Origin of the sequence: Methanosarcina barkeri str. Wiesmoor, from assembly GCF_000969985.1 — an archaeon.
In the GTDB taxonomy this organism is placed as follows: domain Archaea; phylum Halobacteriota; class Methanosarcinia; order Methanosarcinales; family Methanosarcinaceae; genus Methanosarcina; species Methanosarcina barkeri_B.
The window spans coordinates 542952-564651 of the sequence record NZ_CP009526.1; the positions used below are offsets into that span (position 1 = coordinate 542952).

Annotated in this window: 18 protein-coding genes; 11 read left to right on the forward strand and 7 right to left on the reverse strand. The window is 41.3% G+C overall.

All coding sequences use genetic code 11. From position 1 onward, the window contains the following. Window positions 1-673 precede the first annotated feature (673 nt). Both sppA and serS read left to right on the forward strand, forming a co-directional pair. The gene (sppA, locus tag MSBRW_RS02450) at window positions 674-1858 is read left to right on the forward strand and encodes a signal peptide peptidase SppA (RefSeq protein WP_011305574.1); all 1185 of its coding nucleotides are present in this window, start codon (window positions 674-676) and stop codon (window positions 1856-1858) included. Between the two features lie 254 nt (window positions 1859-2112). Then, window positions 2113-3384, forward strand: coding sequence for a serine--tRNA ligase (serS, locus tag MSBRW_RS02455; protein ID WP_048102491.1), 1272 nt, complete (start codon window positions 2113-2115; stop codon window positions 3382-3384). 486 nt (window positions 3385-3870) lie between these two features. Here the strand turns inward: serS and MSBRW_RS02460 are convergent, their stop codons facing one another. From MSBRW_RS02460 to purL, 5 genes are all read right to left on the reverse strand, one after another. Next, window positions 3871-5892, reverse strand: a complete 2022-nt coding sequence (locus MSBRW_RS02460; RefSeq protein WP_048136526.1) for a glycoside hydrolase family 15 protein — start codon at window positions 5890-5892, stop codon at window positions 3871-3873. After that, a complete protein-coding gene (locus MSBRW_RS02465; protein WP_011305571.1) occupies window positions 5889-6698 on the reverse strand; it encodes a V4R domain-containing protein in 810 nt (269 codons plus the stop codon). Before MSBRW_RS02465 ends, MSBRW_RS02460 begins: the two co-directional genes overlap by 4 nt. Window positions 6699-6735: 37 nt before the next feature. Continuing rightward, on the reverse strand, window positions 6736-7932 hold the full coding sequence (locus MSBRW_RS02470; RefSeq protein WP_011305570.1) for a glycoside hydrolase family 57 protein: 1197 nt from the start codon (window positions 7930-7932) through the stop codon (window positions 6736-6738). Further along, on the reverse strand, window positions 7929-9065 hold the full coding sequence (locus MSBRW_RS02475; RefSeq protein ID WP_011305569.1) for a glycoside hydrolase family 57 protein: 1137 nt from the start codon (window positions 9063-9065) through the stop codon (window positions 7929-7931). The genes MSBRW_RS02470 and MSBRW_RS02475 overlap by 4 nt, the downstream gene beginning before the upstream one ends. Window positions 9066-9495: 430 nt before the next feature. Next, entirely contained in the window at window positions 9496-11643 is a 2148-nt protein-coding gene (purL, locus tag MSBRW_RS02480; protein ID WP_011305568.1) for a phosphoribosylformylglycinamidine synthase subunit PurL, read from the reverse strand. A 257-nt stretch (window positions 11644-11900) separates the two neighbouring features. On the opposite strand from purL, the gene MSBRW_RS21680 reads away from it, so the two are divergent. Beyond that, the gene (locus MSBRW_RS21680; protein WP_155398092.1) at window positions 11901-12047 is read left to right on the forward strand and encodes a hypothetical protein; all 147 of its coding nucleotides are present in this window, start codon (window positions 11901-11903) and stop codon (window positions 12045-12047) included. Window positions 12048-12318: 271 nt separating this feature from the next. Here MSBRW_RS21680 and MSBRW_RS02485 read toward each other — a convergent pair whose 3' ends face one another. Beyond that, entirely contained in the window at window positions 12319-12567 is a 249-nt protein-coding gene (locus MSBRW_RS02485; RefSeq protein ID WP_011305567.1) for a winged helix-turn-helix domain-containing protein, read from the reverse strand. Between the two features lie 589 nt (window positions 12568-13156). Between MSBRW_RS02485 and yciH the strand changes: the two genes are divergently transcribed. From yciH to MSBRW_RS02500, 3 genes are all read left to right on the forward strand, one after another. Further along, a complete protein-coding gene (yciH, locus tag MSBRW_RS02490) occupies window positions 13157-13465 on the forward strand; it encodes a stress response translation initiation inhibitor YciH (protein ID WP_011023951.1) in 309 nt (102 codons plus the stop codon). Window positions 13466-13849: 384 nt separating this feature from the next. Further along, on the forward strand, window positions 13850-14215 hold the full coding sequence (locus tag MSBRW_RS02495) for a transcriptional regulator (RefSeq protein ID WP_011305566.1): 366 nt from the start codon (window positions 13850-13852) through the stop codon (window positions 14213-14215). Beyond that, entirely contained in the window at window positions 14212-15435 is a 1224-nt protein-coding gene (locus tag MSBRW_RS02500) for an Nre family DNA repair protein (protein ID WP_011305565.1), read from the forward strand. The genes MSBRW_RS02495 and MSBRW_RS02500 overlap by 4 nt, the downstream gene beginning before the upstream one ends. A 101-nt stretch (window positions 15436-15536) precedes the next feature. Here the strand turns inward: MSBRW_RS02500 and purC are convergent, their stop codons facing one another. After that, a complete protein-coding gene (purC, locus tag MSBRW_RS02505; RefSeq protein ID WP_011305564.1) occupies window positions 15537-16250 on the reverse strand; it encodes a phosphoribosylaminoimidazolesuccinocarboxamide synthase in 714 nt (237 codons plus the stop codon). A 638-nt stretch (window positions 16251-16888) separates the two neighbouring features. Here purC and MSBRW_RS02510 point away from each other — a divergent pair. The 5 genes from MSBRW_RS02510 to MSBRW_RS02530 all read left to right on the forward strand — a co-directional run bounded on the left by MSBRW_RS02510 (window position 16889) and on the right by MSBRW_RS02530 (window position 21525). Further along, the gene (locus MSBRW_RS02510; RefSeq protein ID WP_011305562.1) at window positions 16889-18169 is read left to right on the forward strand and encodes an ATP-binding protein; all 1281 of its coding nucleotides are present in this window, start codon (window positions 16889-16891) and stop codon (window positions 18167-18169) included. A 1-nt stretch (window position 18170) separates the two neighbouring features. After that, entirely contained in the window at window positions 18171-18911 is a 741-nt protein-coding gene (locus tag MSBRW_RS02515) for an MBL fold metallo-hydrolase (protein ID WP_011305561.1), read from the forward strand. 142 nt (window positions 18912-19053) lie between these two features. After that, window positions 19054-20442 (forward strand): deoxyribodipyrimidine photo-lyase, encoded by a 1389-nt coding sequence (locus MSBRW_RS02520; protein ID WP_011305560.1) that lies wholly within the window; start codon window positions 19054-19056, stop codon window positions 20440-20442. 296 nt (window positions 20443-20738) lie between these two features. Continuing rightward, window positions 20739-21065 carry a hypothetical protein gene (locus tag MSBRW_RS02525; RefSeq protein ID WP_011305559.1) on the forward strand — a complete coding sequence of 109 codons (327 nt, stop codon included), beginning with the start codon at window positions 20739-20741 and terminating at the stop codon, window positions 21063-21065. 226 nt (window positions 21066-21291) lie between these two features. Further along, window positions 21292-21525 carry a DUF378 domain-containing protein gene (locus MSBRW_RS02530; protein WP_011305558.1) on the forward strand — a complete coding sequence of 78 codons (234 nt, stop codon included), beginning with the start codon at window positions 21292-21294 and terminating at the stop codon, window positions 21523-21525. Window positions 21526-21700: the final 175 nt, after the last annotated feature.

Here is a 21700-nt window from a genome sequence, read left to right on the forward strand (position 1 = left end):
ACACTTTTTGATCAAACTTTTTTCGAAAAAGTTTGTTGCACCTCTGAAATATATTTCGAGATATTTCGCTCACGCTTTTTGATCAAACTTTTTTCGAAAAAGTTTGTTGCACCTCTGAAATATATTTCGAGATATTTCGCTCACGCTTTTTGATCAAATTTTTTTCGAAAAAGTTTGTTGCACCTCTGAAATATATTTCGAGATATTTCGCTCACACTTTTTGATCAAACTTTTTTCGAAAAAGTTTGTTGCAACTCTGAAATATATTTCGCTACTGTATTTTACAAGGTAATCTATTTGAGGAATAGTTAATAATCATATATAAAGAAGGATGGAATGTAGAGACAGATTAATAATAGCTCCACAGGTAAGCTGTTAAGTAAATTCTATTGCTTGCGAGCTTTTGTAAGTTATCCTTCTTGCACCGCCTGCTACAATAATATATACTCTTAGGACTTACGCACTTGAGAAACAAAATCAATTACGTTAAAGACTGTGGATTAAAGTCAAGTTTTAATCAAACGGCCTGATGCTATTGATTTTGCTATTTATTTTTAGTTCAACTGCGTTAAATCCTACATTCTCTTGATTAAAAATATAAATAATGCCCAAGGCTGCAAACTAAAGCGGCAAATCTAAAATATACGGTCCTATATATACGGTTCCATCAAATATGAGCGATAAAACCATAAACCCTGAAGACACGAACTCAAAAGATCTATCTGGAGATAACAACTTACAAAGTAGCCCTCACAACGGAAGAGATGACTCTGTCCCTGATAGTGGAACTTACGGTACGAGTGATAACTCCTTTGACAGCTCTGCTCCTGGTGGTCCGGAAAAAATGGCTGATCATGGGACCCACGTTGAGGTCTCTGAAAATAAAGAAATTAAAAACAAGAGTTTAAGCATGAATCCCAATCCGTATCCACAGAAAAATAAGCATAGATGGATGCCCTACTTGCTGGTCTTACTGGCTCTCATTACTATCATACTGGTGAGTCTTGTGTTAATCTCCTCCAATTTTGGTGTTGGTGGAAACTTGGGAAGTTCGGAGAAGGTAGCTGTTATCTATATCCAGGGTACTATCTTTTCCGGAAACGTTGCTGAAGGGCTTGGTTATGCTACTTCAGAAGCGATTGCAGGAGATATCCGCAGGGCTGCTGCAGATGATGGAGTCAAGGCAATTGTGCTTAGAATTGACAGTTCTGGAGGATCCCCAGCAGCAGCCCAAGAAATTGTAGAAGAAATTAAGAAAGCCCAGGCAAAAGGAATTCCTGTTGTTGTATCCATGGGGGACCTTGCAGCCAGTGCTGCATATTATATCTCTGCACCGACTGATTACATTATTGCAAACCCCTCTACGAATACCGGATCCATTGGAGTGATCTGGGTCTTCCAGAATAATTCTCTCTCTAATGAAGAAACAGGTGTAGATTACTATGTTGCAAAATCTGGAGAAATGAAAGACATGGGAAGTACCTGGAGAGGACTTACTGATCAGGAAAAAGAGTATGCTGATTCTGTAGTTATGGATAGCTACGAAAATTTCGTAACTGAAGTTTCTGAAGGGCGCAACATGTCCAGAGGTGAAGTCAAAGCCCTTGCTGATGGCCGCATATACACCGGAACCAGGGCAAAGGAACTTGGGCTTGTGGATGGCTTTGGAAATATTTATGATGCAATTGACAAGGCTGCTGAACTTGGAGGAATTTCAGGGGAACCCAAAGTTGAATATATGAATAAAGCAAGTCTTTCAAGGCTACTTTTAGGTTCGGATTCCAAAGTATCTAATGAGACAGCCAAACAGTCTGTCAGTTACTTTGAAGAAAGTCCATATGGGAAACTTCTTGCCTGAAATCCTAACAGAGTATTAATAAGTAATATAGTTTTAATTGTGAGCAGTTAATTGTGAGCAGTTAATTGTGAGCAGTTAATTGTGAGCAGTTAATTGTGAGCAGTTAAGATTTCCATATTTTTTAATTTTATTTTATCTTAATATTTCCCTGCTCTTTTTCTTCTTTTTCAACTTTGCTTATTTTCATGACGGCTTTACACCCGAAAAATCACAAAATATATATTCTCTCACATGCAGGATATCTCGGGCTTAATATGCTGGATCTTAAATTTGTACGTAGTAGTCCCGATATAGTTAGACACGCTCTCATTAATAGGAATATGAGCACTGAGCTTATAGATAGCCTTCTTGAGTATGATATAGCGTGGAGAAAATGTCTCACCGAAGGTGATGAGCTAAAACATAAGCGCAATGTGGTCACTCGTGAGATAGCGAAGCTAAAGAAAGAAAATAAAGATACTTTATCCAAGATAGAGGAAATGCAAGGCATTAATAGCCGTATAAAAGAAATCGATGATATAATACGTGATTATAAGTCAAAAATACATGAAATAATGCTCCGAATTCCCAATATCCCATCCTCGACAACTCCAGTAGGTAAGGACGAGAATGATAATCCAGTTGTAAGGATTGTTGGCGAGCCAAGAAAGTTCACGTTTACTCCAAAGCCCCATTGGGAGATAGGAGAAGCACTGGACATTCTTGACTTTGAGAAAGGAGCCAAGATCTCAGGTCAGGGTTTTACAGTCTATAAAGGCATGGGTGCAAAACTCGAAAGAGCGCTCGTAAACTTTATGCTGGAAGTACATGCAAGGCAGGGTTATCTTGAAGTTTTTCCACCTGTACTTATCAATGAAAAAGCCATGACTGGCACAGGTCAGTTGCCGAAATTTAAGGATGATATGTACCTGTGTACTGATGGTTACTATCTTGCACCTACCGCAGAAGTCCCTGTAACCAATCTCTTTATGGACGATTATATTGAAAAACTGCCTGTCTTTCTTACAGCGTATACTGCCTGTTTCAGGCGTGAGGCCGGAAAACACGGTCAGGACACCAGAGGCATCATCCGTCAACACCAGTTCAATAAGGTTGAACTTGTCAAGTTCGTAAAGCCAGAAACCTCATACGATGAACTGGAAAAGCTCACCAATGATGCGGAAGAAATCCTTAAACTTTTGAAATTGCCTTATCGCGTGGTAAACCTGTGTACTGGAGATATTGGATTCTCAGCAGCGAAGACTTATGACCTCGAGGTGTGGGTACCCACACAGGAAAAATACAGGGAAATCTCTTCGTGCTCCAATTTCGAGAACTTCCAGGCCAGAAGGGCTAATATCCGCTTCAGGACTCCTGATGGCCCTCAGTTCGTCCATACCCTTAACGGTTCAGGACTTGCTGTAGGGAGGACGGTCGTTGCGATACTCGAGAATTACCAGCGTGAGGACGGAAGTGTGGAAATCCCTGAGGTTCTCAGGCCGTATCTCGGTGGGGCAAAAGAAATTAGTAACGAAGTGAAAACTTAAACTCAGTAAGTCTAGACTTAAGCTAAATAAGTCTAGATCCCACTTTCCGCAGTAAATTTACGTAAATTCATATTTTTACTGCTATCGATTTTCAATCAAATGTAGATTTATTGGACTTTTATGCAGTAGGTAAAAGCAACGATGTGGTGTATTTAGGGACCAAAAATGATATCATTCAATTTTCACCAAATACCATTAAAAATCCAAATTATTTACTCTGTTCCAAAAACGCTATCAGGAAAAATATTGATTTTCAAAAAAATACTGCGGAATGTAGGTAGATTTAAACAGAAGGCAAGGAAAAAATAGATTCCAAAACTACTGTCAACGCGAAAATGCGTGGAAGAAAGGATGTAAGAGGGCAATTCTTCATTGCTTTTCTTGCTTTTAGGGGCTCTTGCCTCCCTCAATTCCTTTAATATTTATTCCGATAGATGAAAAACTGCGTAATTCACTGTGTTTCTCTTTTTCTCAGACTTTTACTCCTTAGCTTTCTTGCATATTCCCGGCTTTTATCCTGCAGATTTTGTCCAGAAGCAGAATATTATTAAGTATCAGAGATCCACTCCATCCTAGAGGGATTGCCCAGGCAGGGCTGCCTGTAGACTGATCTACTTGCTCCGGGAGAAGCCCTGTACTGGTTGCTCCGGCAAGAGCCCATTTGAGGTATCCAATTCCTTCCTTGGTCAGCCTTTTAACTGTTTCTTCAGGTCTTTCTTCTTTTTCATAGGTGCCCTCCTGAGTGGGGGAAAAGTTTTCTTTTTCATTGGAAAGTTCAAGGGCAAAGGTAAACATTGCTTCCGAAAGCCAGAGCGTAGTTACTACCCACGGGTTTCCGTTTATGTAACTGTCGTTTTCATACCTTTTAATGCCGTAACCGAGATTTATGGGTACTGAGAGTTTTTTCTGAATGTTCTCTATCATGAACTGAATCATCTCCTTTTCCAGGGGGTCTTTTGCAGAGAGCATTCCAAAAGGAACATAGGTGCCAAGAATACTTGCATCAATAGTTTTGTCCAGCTTCTCGTTAATTACTCCTTTTGCAAAGTAGCCTTCCTGAAGCCAGAAACGGTCAATCGTAGCCTGTTTGACGAACTCCGCTCTCTTTTTCCAGCGTCTTGCCATGCCAGCTTCCCCATTTTCTTCCGCCAGATGGGAAGCACCCATGAGCCCGGCATAAATCGAAGCATTTGTATATGTAAAAATTCCGTAGTAAGTTTCCCAGAGATCCATACATCTTTCGTGAATTCCTGATTTGGTCCGCTTCATCAGGTATTCGGCAGCTCTGAGCACCGAGACCCAGACCTCTTCAAGAAATTCAGCTTTTTTCAGGCCTTCGAGAATCCTGTAATAAACATCCATAGCATAGAGCGTGGACCCGGTTTCGTCAATCTGAGTTGAGTAGTCAAAATTACCCCATGAGGGAGCTATATCCCCATTTAGCCAGTAGCGTTGAAACCACGAACCATCAGAGAGCTGAGTCTGGATGCACCATTTGAAAAACATGTCACAATAGTCTGGATAGCCTGAGTGCTTTAGTGCAAGCACGATTTCTGCAGCATCTCTGTTCCAGCAAAATCCATATCCTCCGCATTTCTCGAAGTTTGAGTCAAATTCCGGAGCAGCTACGAAAGACCCATATTCGCGGTCATTAAGGAGGTAAAGCATCAAAAGAGCCCGGTTATAGGCATTGAACAGATCCTGGCGCAGGTTATCGTATTCTTCAAGTCCTGGGATCTTGATCACCTGCTTTCTGGAAAGCCACATAACCCAGTGTTCCCGCGTCTTTTCAAAAATGTATTCAAGAGGCAGTTTTGAGAGCTCTTGCATTCTCTTATACAGGAGGCGTCGGGAAGAAGCAGCGCCTATAAAGATCACAAACTCGTTTGATCCGTCAGCCTCCAGTTCAAGATCCCAGCCAGCCGCGTTATTAATATTTCCTATGTCTTCTTTATTCCTCTGGAGTTTTCCATCTTCCATATCATATTTGGAATTCGTCCACCATATAGTATCCATTGCCTTTCCAATTTGCCACTCATTAAACTCTGGCTGGGAATATATCCCTATATGATAGTTTTGCCAGTATTGTACGAGCAAATGAATATCGGTATCGCAAAACCCGGAGTTTTTCTTGGAGGTTTCCCCTACGTTAAAATTCGAGTAATAAAAGAATTTTCCTGAAAGCTTATTCTGGGACTGGATCTTAAACCTGCGGATAAGGATAGGCACGTCAGGGTGCACAAGGTCAAGAATGGAAATACGGATTCCCGAATCATGGTAAAGTTTTGTTGACACAATATTTGTGTCCTCTATATAGTTCTGGATTCCTTGCCATTCGTTATCATAGGTCCAGAGAAGCCTTTCTCCTGTATGAATACAGGCAACAGATTCCTCGATATGCTGAGCATGGTCTCGGCGAGGATAAAAAAAACCTATGATTTCCCCTTTTTTTCCCATTGTTACAAGCAGATCGTCATTTCCGAGGATAACATTGGGTTGCTTTATCACCGCGTCACCCCTCTCATCTGATATTCCTGGCTTGTACCGCCCGACGGCGCCGGCGAGATTATGTGTTCGCAGACTTCTTTTCCTGTAGCTTTACAGCTTACCTCTCTCACACTTATGTTTTTCCCGAAATATTCGGTCAGATAACCTGCAAAATAACCGCTCATATAGGCACAAACTGGCTGTTCCGACCCTCCGTAAACATCAGCTATAAACGAGTCTTTCACAATGATTTTTCCTTCATAAGTTTTGGGGTCACATTCGATTTCCAGAATTCCCCAGCCCACACCTTTGAAGAGTTCTGCAAGCATGCTTGCAAAATTACTGTCATTAAGGTCCAGAATACTCTTGAAATACTTTGCTGCGTGAGTCCCACCCTTAAGTCCTGAAAGAGTGAGAAGTCCTTCTGCATGCGGCGCACTCTGGTTGAGAGTTTTAATGATATCAACAATGGTAAGTGCCCTTGCCATAACTCCCCTGACTCCTATAACATTTAGAGGGAAGTCCACGGAGTAAACCATTCCGTATTCTGAAATCCCATATTCGACCTCATTTACAACTTCAAGTTCCTTTATTTTTTGGGCGAAACTTTCTGGATCCACATCTTTCTCAAGTTCGGTAAATACTGAATATTCTCCAGTTTTCTGTGTAATATTATCCAGATGACCAAACATAATGAACGCATTCTCTTTTTCGAGAAAGTCAGTTATTAAAGACAGAGATCCGGGTTCTTTCGAGTAGATTATCTTAAACCATACAATCTGCGAGTTTTCATTAAAACCTGCAAACATGAATAAGTCTCTTACCATGTGACCTGACTCCCATAAGTTAGTATGTGTTCTTTAGTTAAGCTATTGTGCTAAGTTTTCTGAATACCTGTGCTTTGAAATCCATAAGTACAGCCATGAAATTAACTGCTGCATCGAAAGGCGTGGAATGAACACTGAAATATGAATGTACATCTCCATCTCCGAGCCATTTGGTACACATATAGTAGTAATGGTCCGAAGTCAGCAAATGCTTCCATATACGCAGGATTTCAGGGTCCTCCGTCTTCCTCACAAAGGGTTCAAGCAGCTTTATTTCTTCAAAACAGCGCCTTTGCATGTCGTTCCCAAGCCATGCGCTTGTATCGCGTTCCATATCAGCCCAGGAAATTGTGGAAAAGTCTCCAACATCGATATCAGCGACAGGTGTATATTTATCGACAAGTTCACTAGGGGTGCTGAAGTCCAGGTGGGTCTTGAGTACTTCCCCGGGAAGTTCTTTCAGGAAGGAAAATATCCCGGTTTCTTCCCACTGATGCTCTCCAAAGGTCTCATAGTCCATAAAGATATTAACACAATCTTCATTATTTCCTGAAGCCCATAAGGCCCATTTCTTTGCAGTCAGGGGATAGCCTTCCCACCACCCCGCAGAAAACCTGTATCCTATATCGTCACTCAGCTTGTAATTCCTGAAGATAATAGGAAGTCCTGAACCTTTTGCCCTGTAAAGTACGTTAGGTGACCTCCCTTCAAGCATATGGTCCGCTCCTTCGGTAAGGATCGCCCTGTACCCAAGATCCGAAACAAGCTTTGCTATAGTGTTATTGTAAAGCAGTTCGGTATTCCGGAATACCTGAGGTTTGACTCCCAGAAGGTCAAACATAATTTCTCTATGTTCTTTTATCTCCTCAATAAATTCGGTTTTGTCTTCAAAAAGACTTGAAAGGGAATGATAAAAGGTTTCGTCCAGAAATTCCACTGCTCCGGTTTCCGCCATCTGCCGGAAGCCTTCAAGGGCATCTTTTCCCCAGAGTTCGCATTGTTCGAGCAGGGTTCCGGTAACTGAAAGAGAAAACCTGAATTCTCCTTTATGTTCGTCAAGAGCATCCAATAGGAGCTTGTTTGTAGGAATATAGCATTTCCGAGCTACTCTTTCAAAGATCTCCCTGTTGCTTCTCTCGTCAAAATAGCGGAAAAAACCTGATCTATCATCAGGCCAGAACCTGCGCAGTCTGAAAGGCTGATGTGCCTGGAAATACATGCAAACCGAGGTCATTCTCTCTCCTCCAGCACAGCTCTCCTGAAATCGGAAAGGATGGAAAAGTAATTGACAGCTCTTTCATACCCTTCCCTGAGATTCCCAGAATTCATAGAAAAAAAGATTTCACTCTGCTGAAGATAACCGAATATATGTTTAAGTTCTCGATAGTTCTTATTTTCTTTAAGCTCTGAGAGTTCCTCTTCGATTCTTACCAGTTCTCGCAGGTAAAGCTGCTGAGCATGGTTACCTAATGCGTTATTCATCCCGTAACGAATTGTCTGTTCGGTTCCCAGGGTAGGAAGTTTTAAGGGTTCAAATCTCCTGACAGCTTCAGAAGGTGTGAGCATGTCAATGCCCCTGGACTTTAGGGCTTCTGGAAGCATCCTGATAAAATCGTCTATCATACTTTTATTCCTGTAGTGAAAGCAAAGGCTTGTATAATTAAAATAAAGGGTCAGGATGTCACCTTCCATGCTAGCAATCCAGTCTGCAAACTTTTCCGGAATAAGAGGGTAGCCTTGCCAGTTTTTTTCCGAAAAACGCAGTTCAAGGTCTTCGCTCAGGTTTATGTGCCTCAGCAAAGTCGGAAGATGGTTCTCAAAGACATGTACAGGATCATATCCATTCAGGAGGTTCCTGGACCCCTCGGAGATAAGGCAGTTAAAGCCCAGGTCGGTAAGAATCTTCTCTACTCTTTCAGTGTACAGAAGCTCTGTGTTTACGAAGGTTTTGGGGGTGATATCCAGTAATTCCCGAAGCATTTCTCTGTATATTAGTACTTCTTCCTTAAACCAGGAAAGATCGGGATATAATGAACTCAGGGAGTGATATCTGCAGCTCCCTGTGAATTCCACGTTCCCATTTTCTCCAAATTCGCGGAATGACTCGAGAAGTTCGGGGTCCCATCTACATTGTCCAAGGAATGGCCCGGATAGATCAAAGGAGTATTTTCCCCCTCTTTCTATGGACTCCATAATCAGATCATTAAGGCGTAAAAACTGTCGGCTTGTTTTTATAAATTTTGAAAAAATATTGTTCCGGTCAAAATACCGGTCCATTTCAGGCACCCCGAAAAATCCCTCTACAGGCCAGTACCACTTGGGACTGTAAGGCAGATGCACTCCCATACAGATGCATACAGCTTTCATAACACAGTATTCTAGTGCGGAAACCTACTAAAAACTATTGTTTTAGTTAACTCAAAACTATTTCTATTCCAAACTTAAACTTGCAAGAGATCAGAAAATACTGATAATATCTCAAGGGTAAAAAGAACAACTTAGATTAAAAACAAATTAAAAGGTAAGATAGAATGGGATCCAATCTAAATTGGAAGCAAAGAAAATCTCGTGCTTCCAAAAACAAGGCATGGGCGAAAAAGCCGTAACCTTGTAAGTTATCCCACTTAAGTGAAACTTATTTACGTGAAACTTATTTACGTGAAACTTATTTACGTGAAACTTATTTACAATATTTCTCAGCCCTCTTGAGCGAAGCGAAAAGGGCACCGTCCTCCCGAGACGGGACTCGGGTGACGGGACTCGGGTGACGGAATTCGGGTGACGGGATTTGGGAACTTTATCTCATCATAAACCTTGTCAGGCTGCTGTATGCATCGGAGATTTCTTTGAGGGAGAGGGAAATCTCAAAGTCTTTTCCTTTAACTTCAAGGGAATTGCCTTCGACTTTGCCGATTACCATATGAGGCACATCTTTGAGGATTTCGAGTACAGCCTCTGGTTCACTTGTAGCAAGCAGCGCTCTTGCTGGAGCTTCTGAGAATAATAGTTCCTCAGCTTTTAATTCTGAAACTTCACTCAGGTCTACCTTTGCACCGGAATTCCTGCACATCCTCGCAAGTCCTGCGGCAATTCCTCCCAGGGAAAGGTCGTGTGCCGAGCTGAGTTTTCCGCTCCTTGCAGCTTCGATTACGGCTTTTATTATCTCAGGAGCATTTTTCGGGACAGAAGGAACTTTTCCGGCATTCAGGGCCTCGAAACAGGCATAGTATTCGGAACCTCCCATATCTGCAGTTGTCTCTCCTACCAAAATGATAGCGTCTCCGGATTTTGCAAAGAAGCTTGAAGGAAGAGGAGTTTCAAAGTTAACTTTTCCTATTATTCCTATCGAAGGGGTTGGGAGAATTGCGGTCTTAAATTCATCGCTTTCGTTATACAGGGAAACATTTCCTCCCACAACCGGAATTGAGAGTTCCCTTGCTCCATCTCCAAGCCCAAGTACGGAGTTTTTGAGTTGCCAGTAGATCTCCGGACGATCCGGGTTTCCAAAGTTCAGGCAGTTTACAATCGCAAGCCCGTCGGCCCCTTTTACTGCAAGGTTCATGGCGTTTTCAATTACTACATTCTTTCCTCCGTTATATGGGTCAAGAAGGGTAGCTCTTGGCTGGCAGCCGCAGGAAAGTACGAGTCCTTTTTTATCAGTTATCTTGAGCACGCCAGCGTCTTCTCCGGGTTTGATAACTGTTCTTAACTGGACCTCATGATCGTACTGCCTGTAGATCCATTCCTTTGAGGCAATATTGTAAGAAGAGATAACTTTCAGGAAGGCTGCCTTAAGGTCTTCCGGAGTTTTGGGGGCTTTACCTTCTTCAACCTGAGGAATAGGAGCTACTGAGGATTTCTCGCAGGTCGGAGCTCCACCTGTCAGGAAATCAATCGGAATATCTACAACGACTTCCCCTTTGAATTCAACTGTGTAGTTTGGTTTCTCTGTTAAGTACCCCACTACGGCCCCATTAAGGTCGTACTTTGCTACCAGAGCAAGTACGGCATCGACGTCTTCAGGGGCTACTTCAAAGACCATGCGTTCCTGAGATTCCGCAAGCAGGATTTCATAAGCATTCATATTGGGTTCGCGCTGGGTCACGGCATCTGCAGTAATGTGGGCTCCAAGTCCTCCCTTTGCAGCCAGTTCCGCGCTTGCCCCTCCTAGACCAGCGGCTCCCAGGTCTTTGCAGGATTTTATATAACCCTTCTCCATGGCTTCCAGCGTCATTTCGATTACGAGCTTTTCAGTATATGGGTCTCCCACCTGGACGCTCGGGCGGTCTTCAGCTTCGGCTGATTCGGAAAGGTCTCTGGAGGCAAAGGAAGCTCCTCCAAGTCCGTCTTTTCCTGTGCTGGAGCCTGCGAGCACAAGCTTGTTTCCGGCTTTCTGGGAGCGGGCAGTTATGACCTCTTCTTCCCGGCAGAGCCCTACTGCAACCACATTTACAAGAGGGTTTCCACTGTATCTTCGGTCAAAGAAAGTCTCACCATTGACCACTGGCACTCCTATGCAGTTTCCATACCCTGCAATTCCCTTAATTATCTGTTCAAAGAGAAACATATTTTTTGGAGTGTCCAGAGGCCCGAAATAGAGTGGGTCCATGAGGGCTATTGGGCGGGCTCCCATGGAGATTATATCTCTTACGATGCCTCCTATCCCGGTAGCAGCTCCGTTGTAGGGGTCAACATATGAAGGGTGGTTATGGCTTTCCATACCTATGGCAAGCACATAGCCATCATCGAATTTTATAATTGCAGCATCGTCCCCCGGGCCAATAATTACGTTTTCACCCTTACTGGTAAAAGTTTTCAGGAGAGGGGCACTTGAGCGGTAGGAACAGTGTTCGCTCCATAAGTTTAAAAAGCAGCCCTGTTCTACAAGGGTGGGCTCTCGCCCGAGTTCTTTTTTAATGATCTTAAGGTCTTCTTCAGGTAACATTGCCTTGCCTCTGATACTTAGTCCTTTTTGGATGCCGAAGCTCTGGTTTTTTCTTAATAGATTATTGATTATTCCCTTAAATTCAAGAGTTTCAGTATTAGCATTAACAGTTTATGCCGACATAAAGGGATAAGAATTAAATAAATATTTCTAACCCAATCATTTTGAAAAAACTGCTTGCCTGCGAGCTTTTTAAAAACTGCTTGCCTGCGAGTTTTTTAAAAACTGCTTGACCGCAACCCTTTTCAAAAAACTGCTTGATCGCAACCCTTTTCAAAAAAGGCTTGACCGAAAACTCCCGCAACAATGTGGTCTACGTGACCAACCGGTGCAATGGTTGTGGCTCAACGATTGCGTTTAAGAGGGTTGAATTCATGCGTCTTCGGTTAAGTGAAGAATCGTGACAAATTGCGTCAATTTCCTCAACATTTTCCAAATATTTTCATAAATTATGAACCGTATTTATAAAGTCTCATACTGGGTGAAAAGAGGGTAAAGATCATTGATACAGGATTCAAGGTTACTTTCTGCGTTGGATATTATGATCGATCAATCGAGTCCTCTTTCTAAAATACTATCTTGAAATTTTTACTGATTGAAAATAAAATCGGTTTTGTAATGAACTATGGATAAAAAAGGATTTAAAATAAAATGGATAAAAGAAATGTGTTAAAATTATATTTGCTGGATCATTTTTTCTACTTTTACTCCTGATTCGGTAAGAGAGTACATTTCTTCCTTTTTTGTAATTAATTCTTTCTGTTCAAGTTCATCGAGAGTTTTTGCAATGGTGGGATGTGCAACTCTCAGGGTTTTTGACACTCTTTTCCCTTCCATTTCTCCTTTTGAGGAAAGTAAGGAGAGCACTTTTTGCCTTATATTGTTTCCGTTTACAAAACCTATTAAATCGTTCAATTCGTTCATCAGGTGCCCCCGATTTTTTAGTATATCTAATACTTTTATACTGCTATATTTATATAATAAAAGTGTATATATATGCAATAGCAGGTTATAGAAAAAGATGGAATTCAAGATATATCTAACTTGTCGCTGGTATGAAAGGCTCTTTCCGGCAAAATCAGGGATTTTAAGCTTGTTTAGCTTTCCTAGCTTTTTATCTTTCATGGCTTTTCAGCTTTTCGGCTTAGATTTTTCCCCGAAACGTTAATCTTTTGAATTTCTTGTAGATACCCAGCTTTTTCGCTTGCAGTCTGTACCAATTTATACTCTTCACTAACAATAATGTTATTAAATTTACTCTATAAGTAAAAATTATAAACGAACATTACAAACGAATATATTAATATATAAAAAAATTGAAAAATAATAAAGCTTTGGTTGGCTTTTTATATTGTCAAGAGTTTCGGGTTATTAGCTGAAATTCAATATAAAGTGCCTGAATAATACCATTAGGCTTTAATACCTTCATTGATAAGTACTTTATATCTATTTAGTTCTTTTTAGATGTAAGTTACATATATAATGATTACAAATTCGGAGGATATACCAACAAATGAGCAGCGGAATGTGCCCAGTATGTGGGCTTCCAAAAGAACTTTGCATTTGCGAAGAAGTTGCAAAAGAGCAACAGAGAATTACTGTGAAAGTTAATAGAAGAAGATACGGCAAAGAAGTTACCGTTGTAGAAGGTTTCGACGCAAGTGAAATAGATCTTCATGAACTGTCCACTTATCTTAAATCAAAGTTTGCATGCGGCGGTACGGTAAAAGGAAATACTGTGGAACTTCAGGGTAATCACCTGGCCCGCATGAAAGAAGTCCTCATGGAAAAGGGTTTCTCTGCTGAACAAATCAAAAACTAAATCCTGACAAGTTTCAGGGATAAACCGGGTCTGAGAAATAGCAATAATATTTAGCGAGCCTATCCCAAAAGCTACTTTATTCTTGATCATTGGGAATTTTCAGAATTGTTACCATGATCATGAGCTTTATTGATTATTCAAAATACAAGGTCTAAAAAGCAAATTTCAAGTTTTGGGATAAACTCAGCAATAACTTTTCAGGTCTGGAATTACTATATTTTTGTCTGTATTTTAATAGCATGCGTTTTGGGTAAATTAAGAGATATATTTTCTACTCAAAAAGTAAAAGTATACGGATATCTTACTAATTAATAAATCTCTGGATGTAATTTTGGTTAAGAGAATCTCTCAAAATTTACCTGATTTATGTGGTGTTGGTCTTTTATGAAAACAACATGTGAAATTATGGTACAGAAAGTCTTGCCCGCAATTAGGGCAGAACTTTCCAGAACAATGATCTTTGAGCATGGTTGCACGCAGCAGGATGTAGCGGACATCCTGGAGCTTTCAAGGGCTGCGGTATCCCAGTACGTGAGTGAAAAACGTGGGGCTGAAGTTGATTTTTCCGAAGAGACTCAGAACGAAATTCGGAAATTTGCATCAGTGCTTCTAAATAAAGACTTATCCTCTCAGGAAAAGGTAGATGGCATGTGCAACGTTTGCAGGTTTGTTCAGAAATCCGGCTGGCTATACAGGAACGCTCCTGGAGCTAAAGCCTGTATCATCTGCGAGGATACGGATTTAAAGTGAATGGAACACTGTGTATTAAATGTAAAGGAAAAGGACTTTGTGGGCGTCCCCGTTGTCCAATCCTTGAAAAATTCAAGTCTTTTCAGTCCATTGCTCCTGTAATCTCTGGAAATTCGGTTTTTGGAGCATCTCCTCCTGCTGTTTTTGTCGGAAGTTTTGGTTACCCAAGGGTCTCGGCAGGCCCGCTCATTCCCCCTCTGGCAAATGAGAGCGAAGCTTCAGTTTTTGAAGATACCTCAGCCTGGGCAAACATGCAGATTGAAGACATTATCTCCATGCGTTCCCGTATGGTCAGGGCAAACACAAATTTCCATGTAAAGGATGCCCACAGCAAAGAAAACCCTCTCCTTGTAAAGGCGCAGGAACTTGCCCTCTCCAGAAAGCCAGTGGATACCGAAGCCTGGTTTTTTAAAGCCCCTAAACAGGAACTCAAATTCGATGCCGTACTGACGCCTATGGGCCCTTCAGGGCTTGTCAAAAACTTTGAGCTTGCAGAAAATCCAAACGTTCCGAAAAAAGTGGATTATCTTGTCTATGACACTGACGCCCGGGCAAAAGATGCGGTACTTGAACTCTATAAAGGGGATATTCCGGCTGAACATATTACTCGCCTGTTCTCAATTGGCTTGCTCGGAAAAGAACGAAAAATCGTGCCAACACGCTGGTCAATTACAGCCGTGGATGACATGGCAGGAAAGGAACTTGCAGACCGTATAAAGGACTTTCCCTGGGTCTCAGAGATCCAGCTTTTTAGCGGGACTCATTTCGGGAACCATTTTGAAGTCCTTATCCTTCCACGGGCTTATGCCTTCGAACTTATAGAAATCTGGCTTCCAAAGGCAGTCTGGTCTGGAGAATCAAGCTGGATTGGGGAAGACAGTGAGGGTTATGATGGGAAAAAAGGTTATTCTCCTCTGGCTGGAGGTTATTATGCCTCACGGCTGCCTGTGCTTGAATATCTGACAGAAATCAAAAGGCAAGCCTCGGTCTTCGTACTCCGGGAGATAACTCCGGATTACTGGGCTCCCCTTGGAGTTTGGGTCATCAGGGAAGGCATGAGAAAAGCTCTTCGGAACCCTGCAAAAAAATTCGATTCTCTCGAAGCTGCAGTTTCAGATCTTGCGGGCAGGATAAGCACATCAAAATCCGAATGGATGCAGCAGGCAAAGATGCTTTCAGATTTCCGTTTTCAAACGACTCTGGATTTCTTTTTTACATAAAAACAGATCGCTGACTATATTTTAAAACCAAAAATAAGCAGGCAGGAAAACTTTAAAGCCCTTTTTCCGGCTTATTAAGGTTTCCTGGCCTATTTTCACGTTTATTCAAATATTTCGGGCACTATGCGCCGTGCAACTTCTTCGTAAGCTTTAGAAATATCGCCTTTGTCAAATCTAAAGACATCTTTGTCCATTGACTGGCCGGTCTTCTTATCCCAGAACCGGCAGGTATCGCAGGAAATCTCATCTGCAAGTATGATTTCTCCGTTCCTCCTTCCGAATTCTAGTTTGAAATCCGGAAGTAAAATACCTTTTTTGTCCAGATGGGGCACAAGCAGTTCGTTAATTTTCAGAGCGAGTTCCCTGAGTGTGGCGAGCTCTTCCTGTGTTGCTAACCCAAGTGCAAGAGCAATATCGTCATTTAGCATGGGATCCCCATACTCATCGTTTTTGAAGTCAAAAACAAGTACAGGGGTCTTGAAAACTGTGCCTTCTTTAATGGGATATCTTTTTGTAATCGAACCTGCGGCAATATTCCTGACAATGACCTCGATTTTTATAATCTCGACTTTCTTCACAAGCATATCGATATCAGAAAGCATTTCGACAAAATGAGTCTTTATCCCCTCTGCTTCGAGCATCTCAAAAATTTTTTTTGAGATTTGGGCATTATAATACCCTTTCTTTTCCATCTCCCCTTTCTTTTCTCCGTTAAATGCAGTCAGACTGTTTCGGAATTCGGTAATAAGGGTGTCAGGATCATCCGTCTTATAGATAGTTTTTGCTTTCCCTGAATAGAGCTGTTCTCTTGTCATGCAATGGTCCTCTAAGGACAATTCTGGATTTCCTTAGATAGAGATCTTAGGAATGATAGTTTTAATATGTTTCGGAATTCGGTAATAAGGGTGTCAGGATCATCCGTCTTATAGATAGTTTTTGCTTTCCCTGAATAGAGTTGTTCTCTTGTCATGCAATTGTCCTCTCTAGGGATAATTCTGGATTTCCTTAGATAGAGAGATCTTAGGAATGATAGTCTTAATATACTAGTTCTGATAATGCAGAAGTTTTGATAATTCCGTGATATTCCAGAAACAAGCTATATGGATTGAATCGTCTCTAAGACGCGAGTAAACCTACCCGGAGACACGATTTGCGATTTCCAGAATTCACAATCACTTTCTGAAAATGAAACATTTTCCGGAGGCGACAAAGGCTTTTTCCGAAAATACGCTTGAATTCCCGAAAGAGATAGAGTAGATGATAACGTCTTCTGCTAGATAAAGTTATCATCTCCAGCCGATCTTTTCTTTTACTGTCGGCAGCTTCGTAAATTTTATCATTGAAGAAAATCAATTATTAGGTTCAGAAACTTGAACAATAATTTAAGAACTTACCGCATTTGAGTGCCCAACACTTGATAGTGGATTAGTCCAAGCACGCAACAGGTAAAAACATGTCAGGCACTATATTAGATATCGTAGAACTACTGTTAACCGCAGAGATCTATAATCGCTATCCAGAACTGGATGTAAATGATCTTCCAAAAAACATTCGAAAAAACTACTGGAATAGCACAGAAAAAACCGTTCCCAAACCCATCACAGCCACGTTTATTAGTATTGAAAAACTGTACGGGCTTAAGGACATCGAAAAAATCGTAAGGAACGTCCCCTTCATAAATACTGATAAGTCTCACTTTGAACTTCGTCTGAGCGCTTTCGAACTTGCTGCGGAATGGTTTGAAAAGCAAGAAGGTTCTCAGAAACGGATTGAAAATAACCCTGTCCTGGCTTATTACTTTGAAAAAATAAGGGAGGATGAGGCTGCAAACTATTCGCTTGCAAAGGCGAAAATAAGTCCCAAGGAATCCGATAGGGAATGGATAGAGTCCAAGATAGCGGAGATCCGGAAAGAGGACAAAAGCGAAGATATGCTGAAACTCGCGGTCATTATCGCTCCTGAGGATGTAAAGCAAAAAGTTAGAGACCTTGTGCTCACCGGGGAACAAAAGAACGAAGTTGAAAAGATCACGAAGGCCATCGAACACAGGGAATATCTGCGGGAGATCGGTCTGCATGATATCGGAAAACTCCTGTTTGTTGGCCCTCCTGGGACCGGAAAGACCTCAGTTGCCCGTGCACTTTCAGAGCGGCTCTCAATCCCGTTTGTTGAGGTCAAACTCTCCATGATAACAGACCAGTATCTTGGTGAGACTGCAAAGAATATTGACAGAGTCTTTTTGCTTGCAAAGAAACTGAATCCATGCATCCTTTTCATAGATGAGCTCGATTTCGTAGCAAAAGCAAGAACGTCTGACGAGAACGCTGCCATCAAGCGAGCAGTAAATACCCTCCTTAAGGCCATAGATGAAATCAGCCTTGTGGATCATGGAGTTCTTCTTATTGCCGCGACCAACCACCCCCGCATGCTTGATAGTGCAGCCTGGAGACGCTTTGACGAGATTGTTCATTTCCCTCTCCCTGATCTTGAGATGCGTACAGACATACTGAATATCGTAACCCGGCACATCGAAGGGGATTATGACACAGGGAAAATTGCGGAATTGACAGACGGCTATTCAGGCTCGGACCTGCGTGTCGTTATACGGGAAGCTGTCCTGGGTGCTCTTCTCGAAGAGCGTAAAATACTTACACAGCAGGACCTGCTGGACGCTGTAGACTCTTTCAATGAGAGGGCTGGCCTCAAGTCCGAAGAGTACGAAAGGAAGAAGTAAGATGAGGCTAACGCTGCTTGGGACCGGCGATGCTGTCGGAACTCCTAAAATTGGATGTAATTGCCCTGCCTGCGAGGATGCCCGAAAAGGTGGAAAGAGTCAGCGTCTTCGTTTTTCTATCCTTGTAGAGTCCGATAAGGGCAAGATCCTCATTGACACCAGCCCTGATCTAAGGCAACAATTTCTCAAACAAAACCTGTCCTGTGTAGATGGGGTAATCTGGACGCACGGACATTATGACCATTACTCCGGATTTGGAGAGTTCTACAGAGTTCAAAATAAGGTTGATGTTTATGGAGTTCAGGAAAACATTGAATACATAAACCAGTACGTTTACTTCCTGAAACCCAGGTACCATTATGTGAAACTCTATGAACCCTTCGACCTAATCGGGCTGCAATTCACTCTTTTTAAAGTCAACCATCCTCCTGTAGAGGTTCCTACAGGGGTTATAATCCGTGAAGGTGATAAAAAAGTAGTGATTACAGGAGATACAAACTCAGAAATTCCCGAAGCCAGCCTGGAGCTTATGGAAAATCCGGATCTTCTTATTGCCGACGCTATAGTGCCGCCCAATATCCATATCAAAAAACACATGAACTCAGAGGAGGCCATGGCACTTGCAGAGCAGCTCAATGCAAAAAAAATAGCTTTGATCCATCTCAGTCATTTGTTTCGTCCTCACCATATCGAATCTTTATTTTTACCTCTTGGATACGATGGGCAGGTTTTTGAGTTTTAAAAACTTTTAAAATGTTGTGATTATAACTTTATATTTTTTCTAAAACTCCTGTTTAAATTGATCGAGGATTTTTGTTTAACACGATCTTTCTTTTTATTACCTTTATGTTAGCTCTATATATTCTGGATCCCAAAAACCATTAATGAACCCTAAACGCATTCGGACTATTCTATCCGGGAAACCAGGCAAAGGACCGGTTGCTTACTGGATGAGCCGTGACCAGAGGGTTGAGGACAACTGGGCTCTTCTTTTTGCCCGAAAAATAGCGTTGGAAGCCGATGTGCCTGTTTTTGTGGTCTTTTGTCTTGTAGATAAATTTCTGGGAGCTATAAGAAGACAATATGAGTTTATGCTCAAGGGGTTGCAGGAAGTTGAAGCTACCCTTGCAAGGAAAAAAATTCCATTCTTTTTCCTTCAAGGAGACCCTGAAGAAAAAATTCCAGATTTTATTGAGAAATATGGGATTGGAACTCTTATTACTGATTTTAGTCCACTTAGGATTAAGAGGACATGGACAGAAAAAGTCGCATCAAGCATTAAGGTGCCCTTCTTTGAGGTGGATGCCCACAACGTCGTTCCTTGCTGGGAAGCTTCTAAAAAGCAGGAATATGCTGCCCATACTTTCCGTCCTAAACTCTTAAGGCTTCTTCCTGAATTTCTTACGGAGTATCCTGAGCTTGAAACAAATCTCGAATTTCCTGAAATCGCCGTGAGATCCGGAAAAGCGGAAAGGTTTTCAGAAGTTCAAAAAAGCGGAATTGGAACTCGTCTTCCAGGGGAGTTTCTTGAAAAAAAAGCCGGTTTTTTACCTGATCTTGCGCTTTTCGAAGCTGGAGAAACTGCTGCACGAAAAGTTATGGATGAATTTCTCACTAATAAGCTTGACTCTTACTCCTCCCTGCGAAATGACCCAACTAAAGATGCCTTATCCAATCTCTCTCCTTATCTGCACTTTGGGCAGATCTCGGCTCAAAGGGTAGCTCTCAAAGTAGAAAAAGCAAAAGCTGACCTGGAATCAAAAAGAGTATTTCTCGATGAACTCCTTGTGCGTAAGGAGCTTGCCGATAATTTCTGCTATTATAATCCTTTTTATGATAGTTTTGATGGCTTTCCTGACTGGGCAAAGAAAACCCTTAACTCTCACAGGCGTGATCAAAGAAGTCATATCTTTACACTGGAAGAACTGGAAACAGGAAGGACATATGACCCCCTCTGGAACGCCAGCCAGATAGAACTAATCAGAAAAGGGAAAATGCACAGTTATATGCGGATGTACTGGGCAAAGAAGATTCTCGAATGGAGTGAATCGCCCGAAAAAGCCCTCGAGACTGCAATCTACCTGAATGATAAATACGAACTGGATGGACGAGACCCGAATGGATATGCTGGAATCGCCTGGAGTATTGGAGGAGTTCATGACCGTGCCTGGCAGGAAAGGGAAATTTTTGGAAAAATAAGATACATGAGTTACGAGGGCAGTAAAAGAAAGTTCGACGTTAAATCATATATTGATAAATATTCGGCTCTGTAGAAATCTTCAATTTTATCCAAAAATTTATACAACTTTTTTGTTTATTTTGTATGTTAAGATTTTAACTCTTATCGATAGGTATCCAGGCTTATTGAAGCCTATATTTGCATTTTTCCCAGATGGTTGAAGTGGTTTGCCTGCTTCCAGAAGCCGAGCTTAAAATGAATATATTTCTTTAGATAGACTGACCTTCAAACCTACCAATCAGCAGGTAAACATAATTCGCATTAAAGCATTAAGTTAATATTTATCTTAATGTTTTTATTTTATCATAGGAATTTATAAGGTGTACAGGCATGAATCAGCATTACTTTTCTTTAGATAATTATTATAAGTATTTCATAGGTCTTGACGGCATTATACTTACTTTCTTGATAATTAAAAGTTATCCAGCCGTTGTTAATTTAGCAACAAAAGATAGCTTTTTTATTTTGGTAGTAGGAGCATTTTGTGTGTTAGTTGATAATTGGAATCGAAAATCAATAAAGTACAGGTTATACGTTGAACTATATGAAAATGAATCTCAAGCTATTTCTGACTATAGGGCTGGTAAAGTATTTATAAATTTAATTTTTTATGTAATCTCTATATATTTAATATCTGGTCTATTTGGTGCGCTCTGATACTCGCCAGTGGGACTTTCATGAGGGAATTGATTCTTTAATCTGGGCTGTAGGACAAAGCTTTAATGAAATTAAATTCCTTCTTTTCTATCTTTTTTCTCTAAGAAACTCTAATTTTTATATTAGTCACATATAAATACAAGTAGATCCGATTTTAATACAGGGATTTTTATATTTCTCCCGACTATAAAACGTAGATAACTAACGCAAAAAGGGAGTGGTATCTATGGCAGTAAGAAATCCAGTAGACTTACTCGCACTTATACTTGTTATAGTGGGTGGATTAAATTGGGGGCTTGTAGGGCTCTTCGACTTTAACCTTGTAGATTACATCTTCGGGGTAGGAAGTACACTTTCGAGAATTGTGTACATAATTGTTGGGCTTGCAGCGCTTTATACGATTTATTTCGCCACAAGAGCTGATACGTATCAGGCTCGTGAGGCCCCGGTACATCACTAAGTAATAAAAGATTGGAAAAGGCTCCTTTCCGGTGTAATACTGTGAAAGAGGCACTGTGAAAGAGACACTGTGAAAGAGGCACTGTGAAAGAGACACTGTGAAAGAGACACTGTGAAAGAGACACTGTGAAAGAGACACTGTGAAAGAGATACTGTGAAAGAGATACTGTGAAAGA

Bases quoted from the DNA above. Each gene is read 5' to 3' on its own strand.
- MSBRW_RS02465 (WP_011305571.1), bottom strand. From the start codon at position 6,698: ATGGTAAGAGACTTATTCATGTTTGCAGGTTTTAATGAAAACTCGCAG.
- purL (WP_011305568.1), bottom strand. From the start codon at position 11,643: ATGTTACCTGAAGAAGACCTTAAGATCATTAAAAAAGAACTCGGGCGA.
- MSBRW_RS02520 (WP_011305560.1), top strand. From the start codon at position 19,054: ATGAACCCTAAACGCATTCGGACTATTCTATCCGGGAAACCAGGCAAA.
- MSBRW_RS02485 (WP_011305567.1), bottom strand. From the start codon at position 12,567: ATGAACGAATTGAACGATTTAATAGGTTTTGTAAACGGAAACAATATA.
- yciH (WP_011023951.1), top strand. From the start codon at position 13,157: ATGAGCAGCGGAATGTGCCCAGTATGTGGGCTTCCAAAAGAACTTTGC.
- MSBRW_RS02530 (WP_011305558.1), top strand. From the start codon at position 21,292: ATGGCAGTAAGAAATCCAGTAGACTTACTCGCACTTATACTTGTTATA.
- MSBRW_RS02495 (WP_011305566.1), top strand. From the start codon at position 13,850: ATGAAAACAACATGTGAAATTATGGTACAGAAAGTCTTGCCCGCAATT.
- purC (WP_011305564.1), bottom strand. From the start codon at position 16,250: ATGACAAGAGAACAGCTCTATTCAGGGAAAGCAAAAACTATCTATAAG.
- MSBRW_RS02515 (WP_011305561.1), top strand. From the start codon at position 18,171: ATGAGGCTAACGCTGCTTGGGACCGGCGATGCTGTCGGAACTCCTAAA.
- serS (WP_048102491.1), top strand. From the start codon at position 2,113: ATGCTGGATCTTAAATTTGTACGTAGTAGTCCCGATATAGTTAGACAC.
- MSBRW_RS02525 (WP_011305559.1), top strand. From the start codon at position 20,739: ATGAATCAGCATTACTTTTCTTTAGATAATTATTATAAGTATTTCATA.
- MSBRW_RS02510 (WP_011305562.1), top strand. From the start codon at position 16,889: ATGTCAGGCACTATATTAGATATCGTAGAACTACTGTTAACCGCAGAG.
- MSBRW_RS02475 (WP_011305569.1), bottom strand. From the start codon at position 9,065: ATGAAAGCTGTATGCATCTGTATGGGAGTGCATCTGCCTTACAGTCCC.
- MSBRW_RS02470 (WP_011305570.1), bottom strand. From the start codon at position 7,932: ATGACCTCGGTTTGCATGTATTTCCAGGCACATCAGCCTTTCAGACTG.
- sppA (WP_011305574.1), top strand. From the start codon at position 674: ATGAGCGATAAAACCATAAACCCTGAAGACACGAACTCAAAAGATCTA.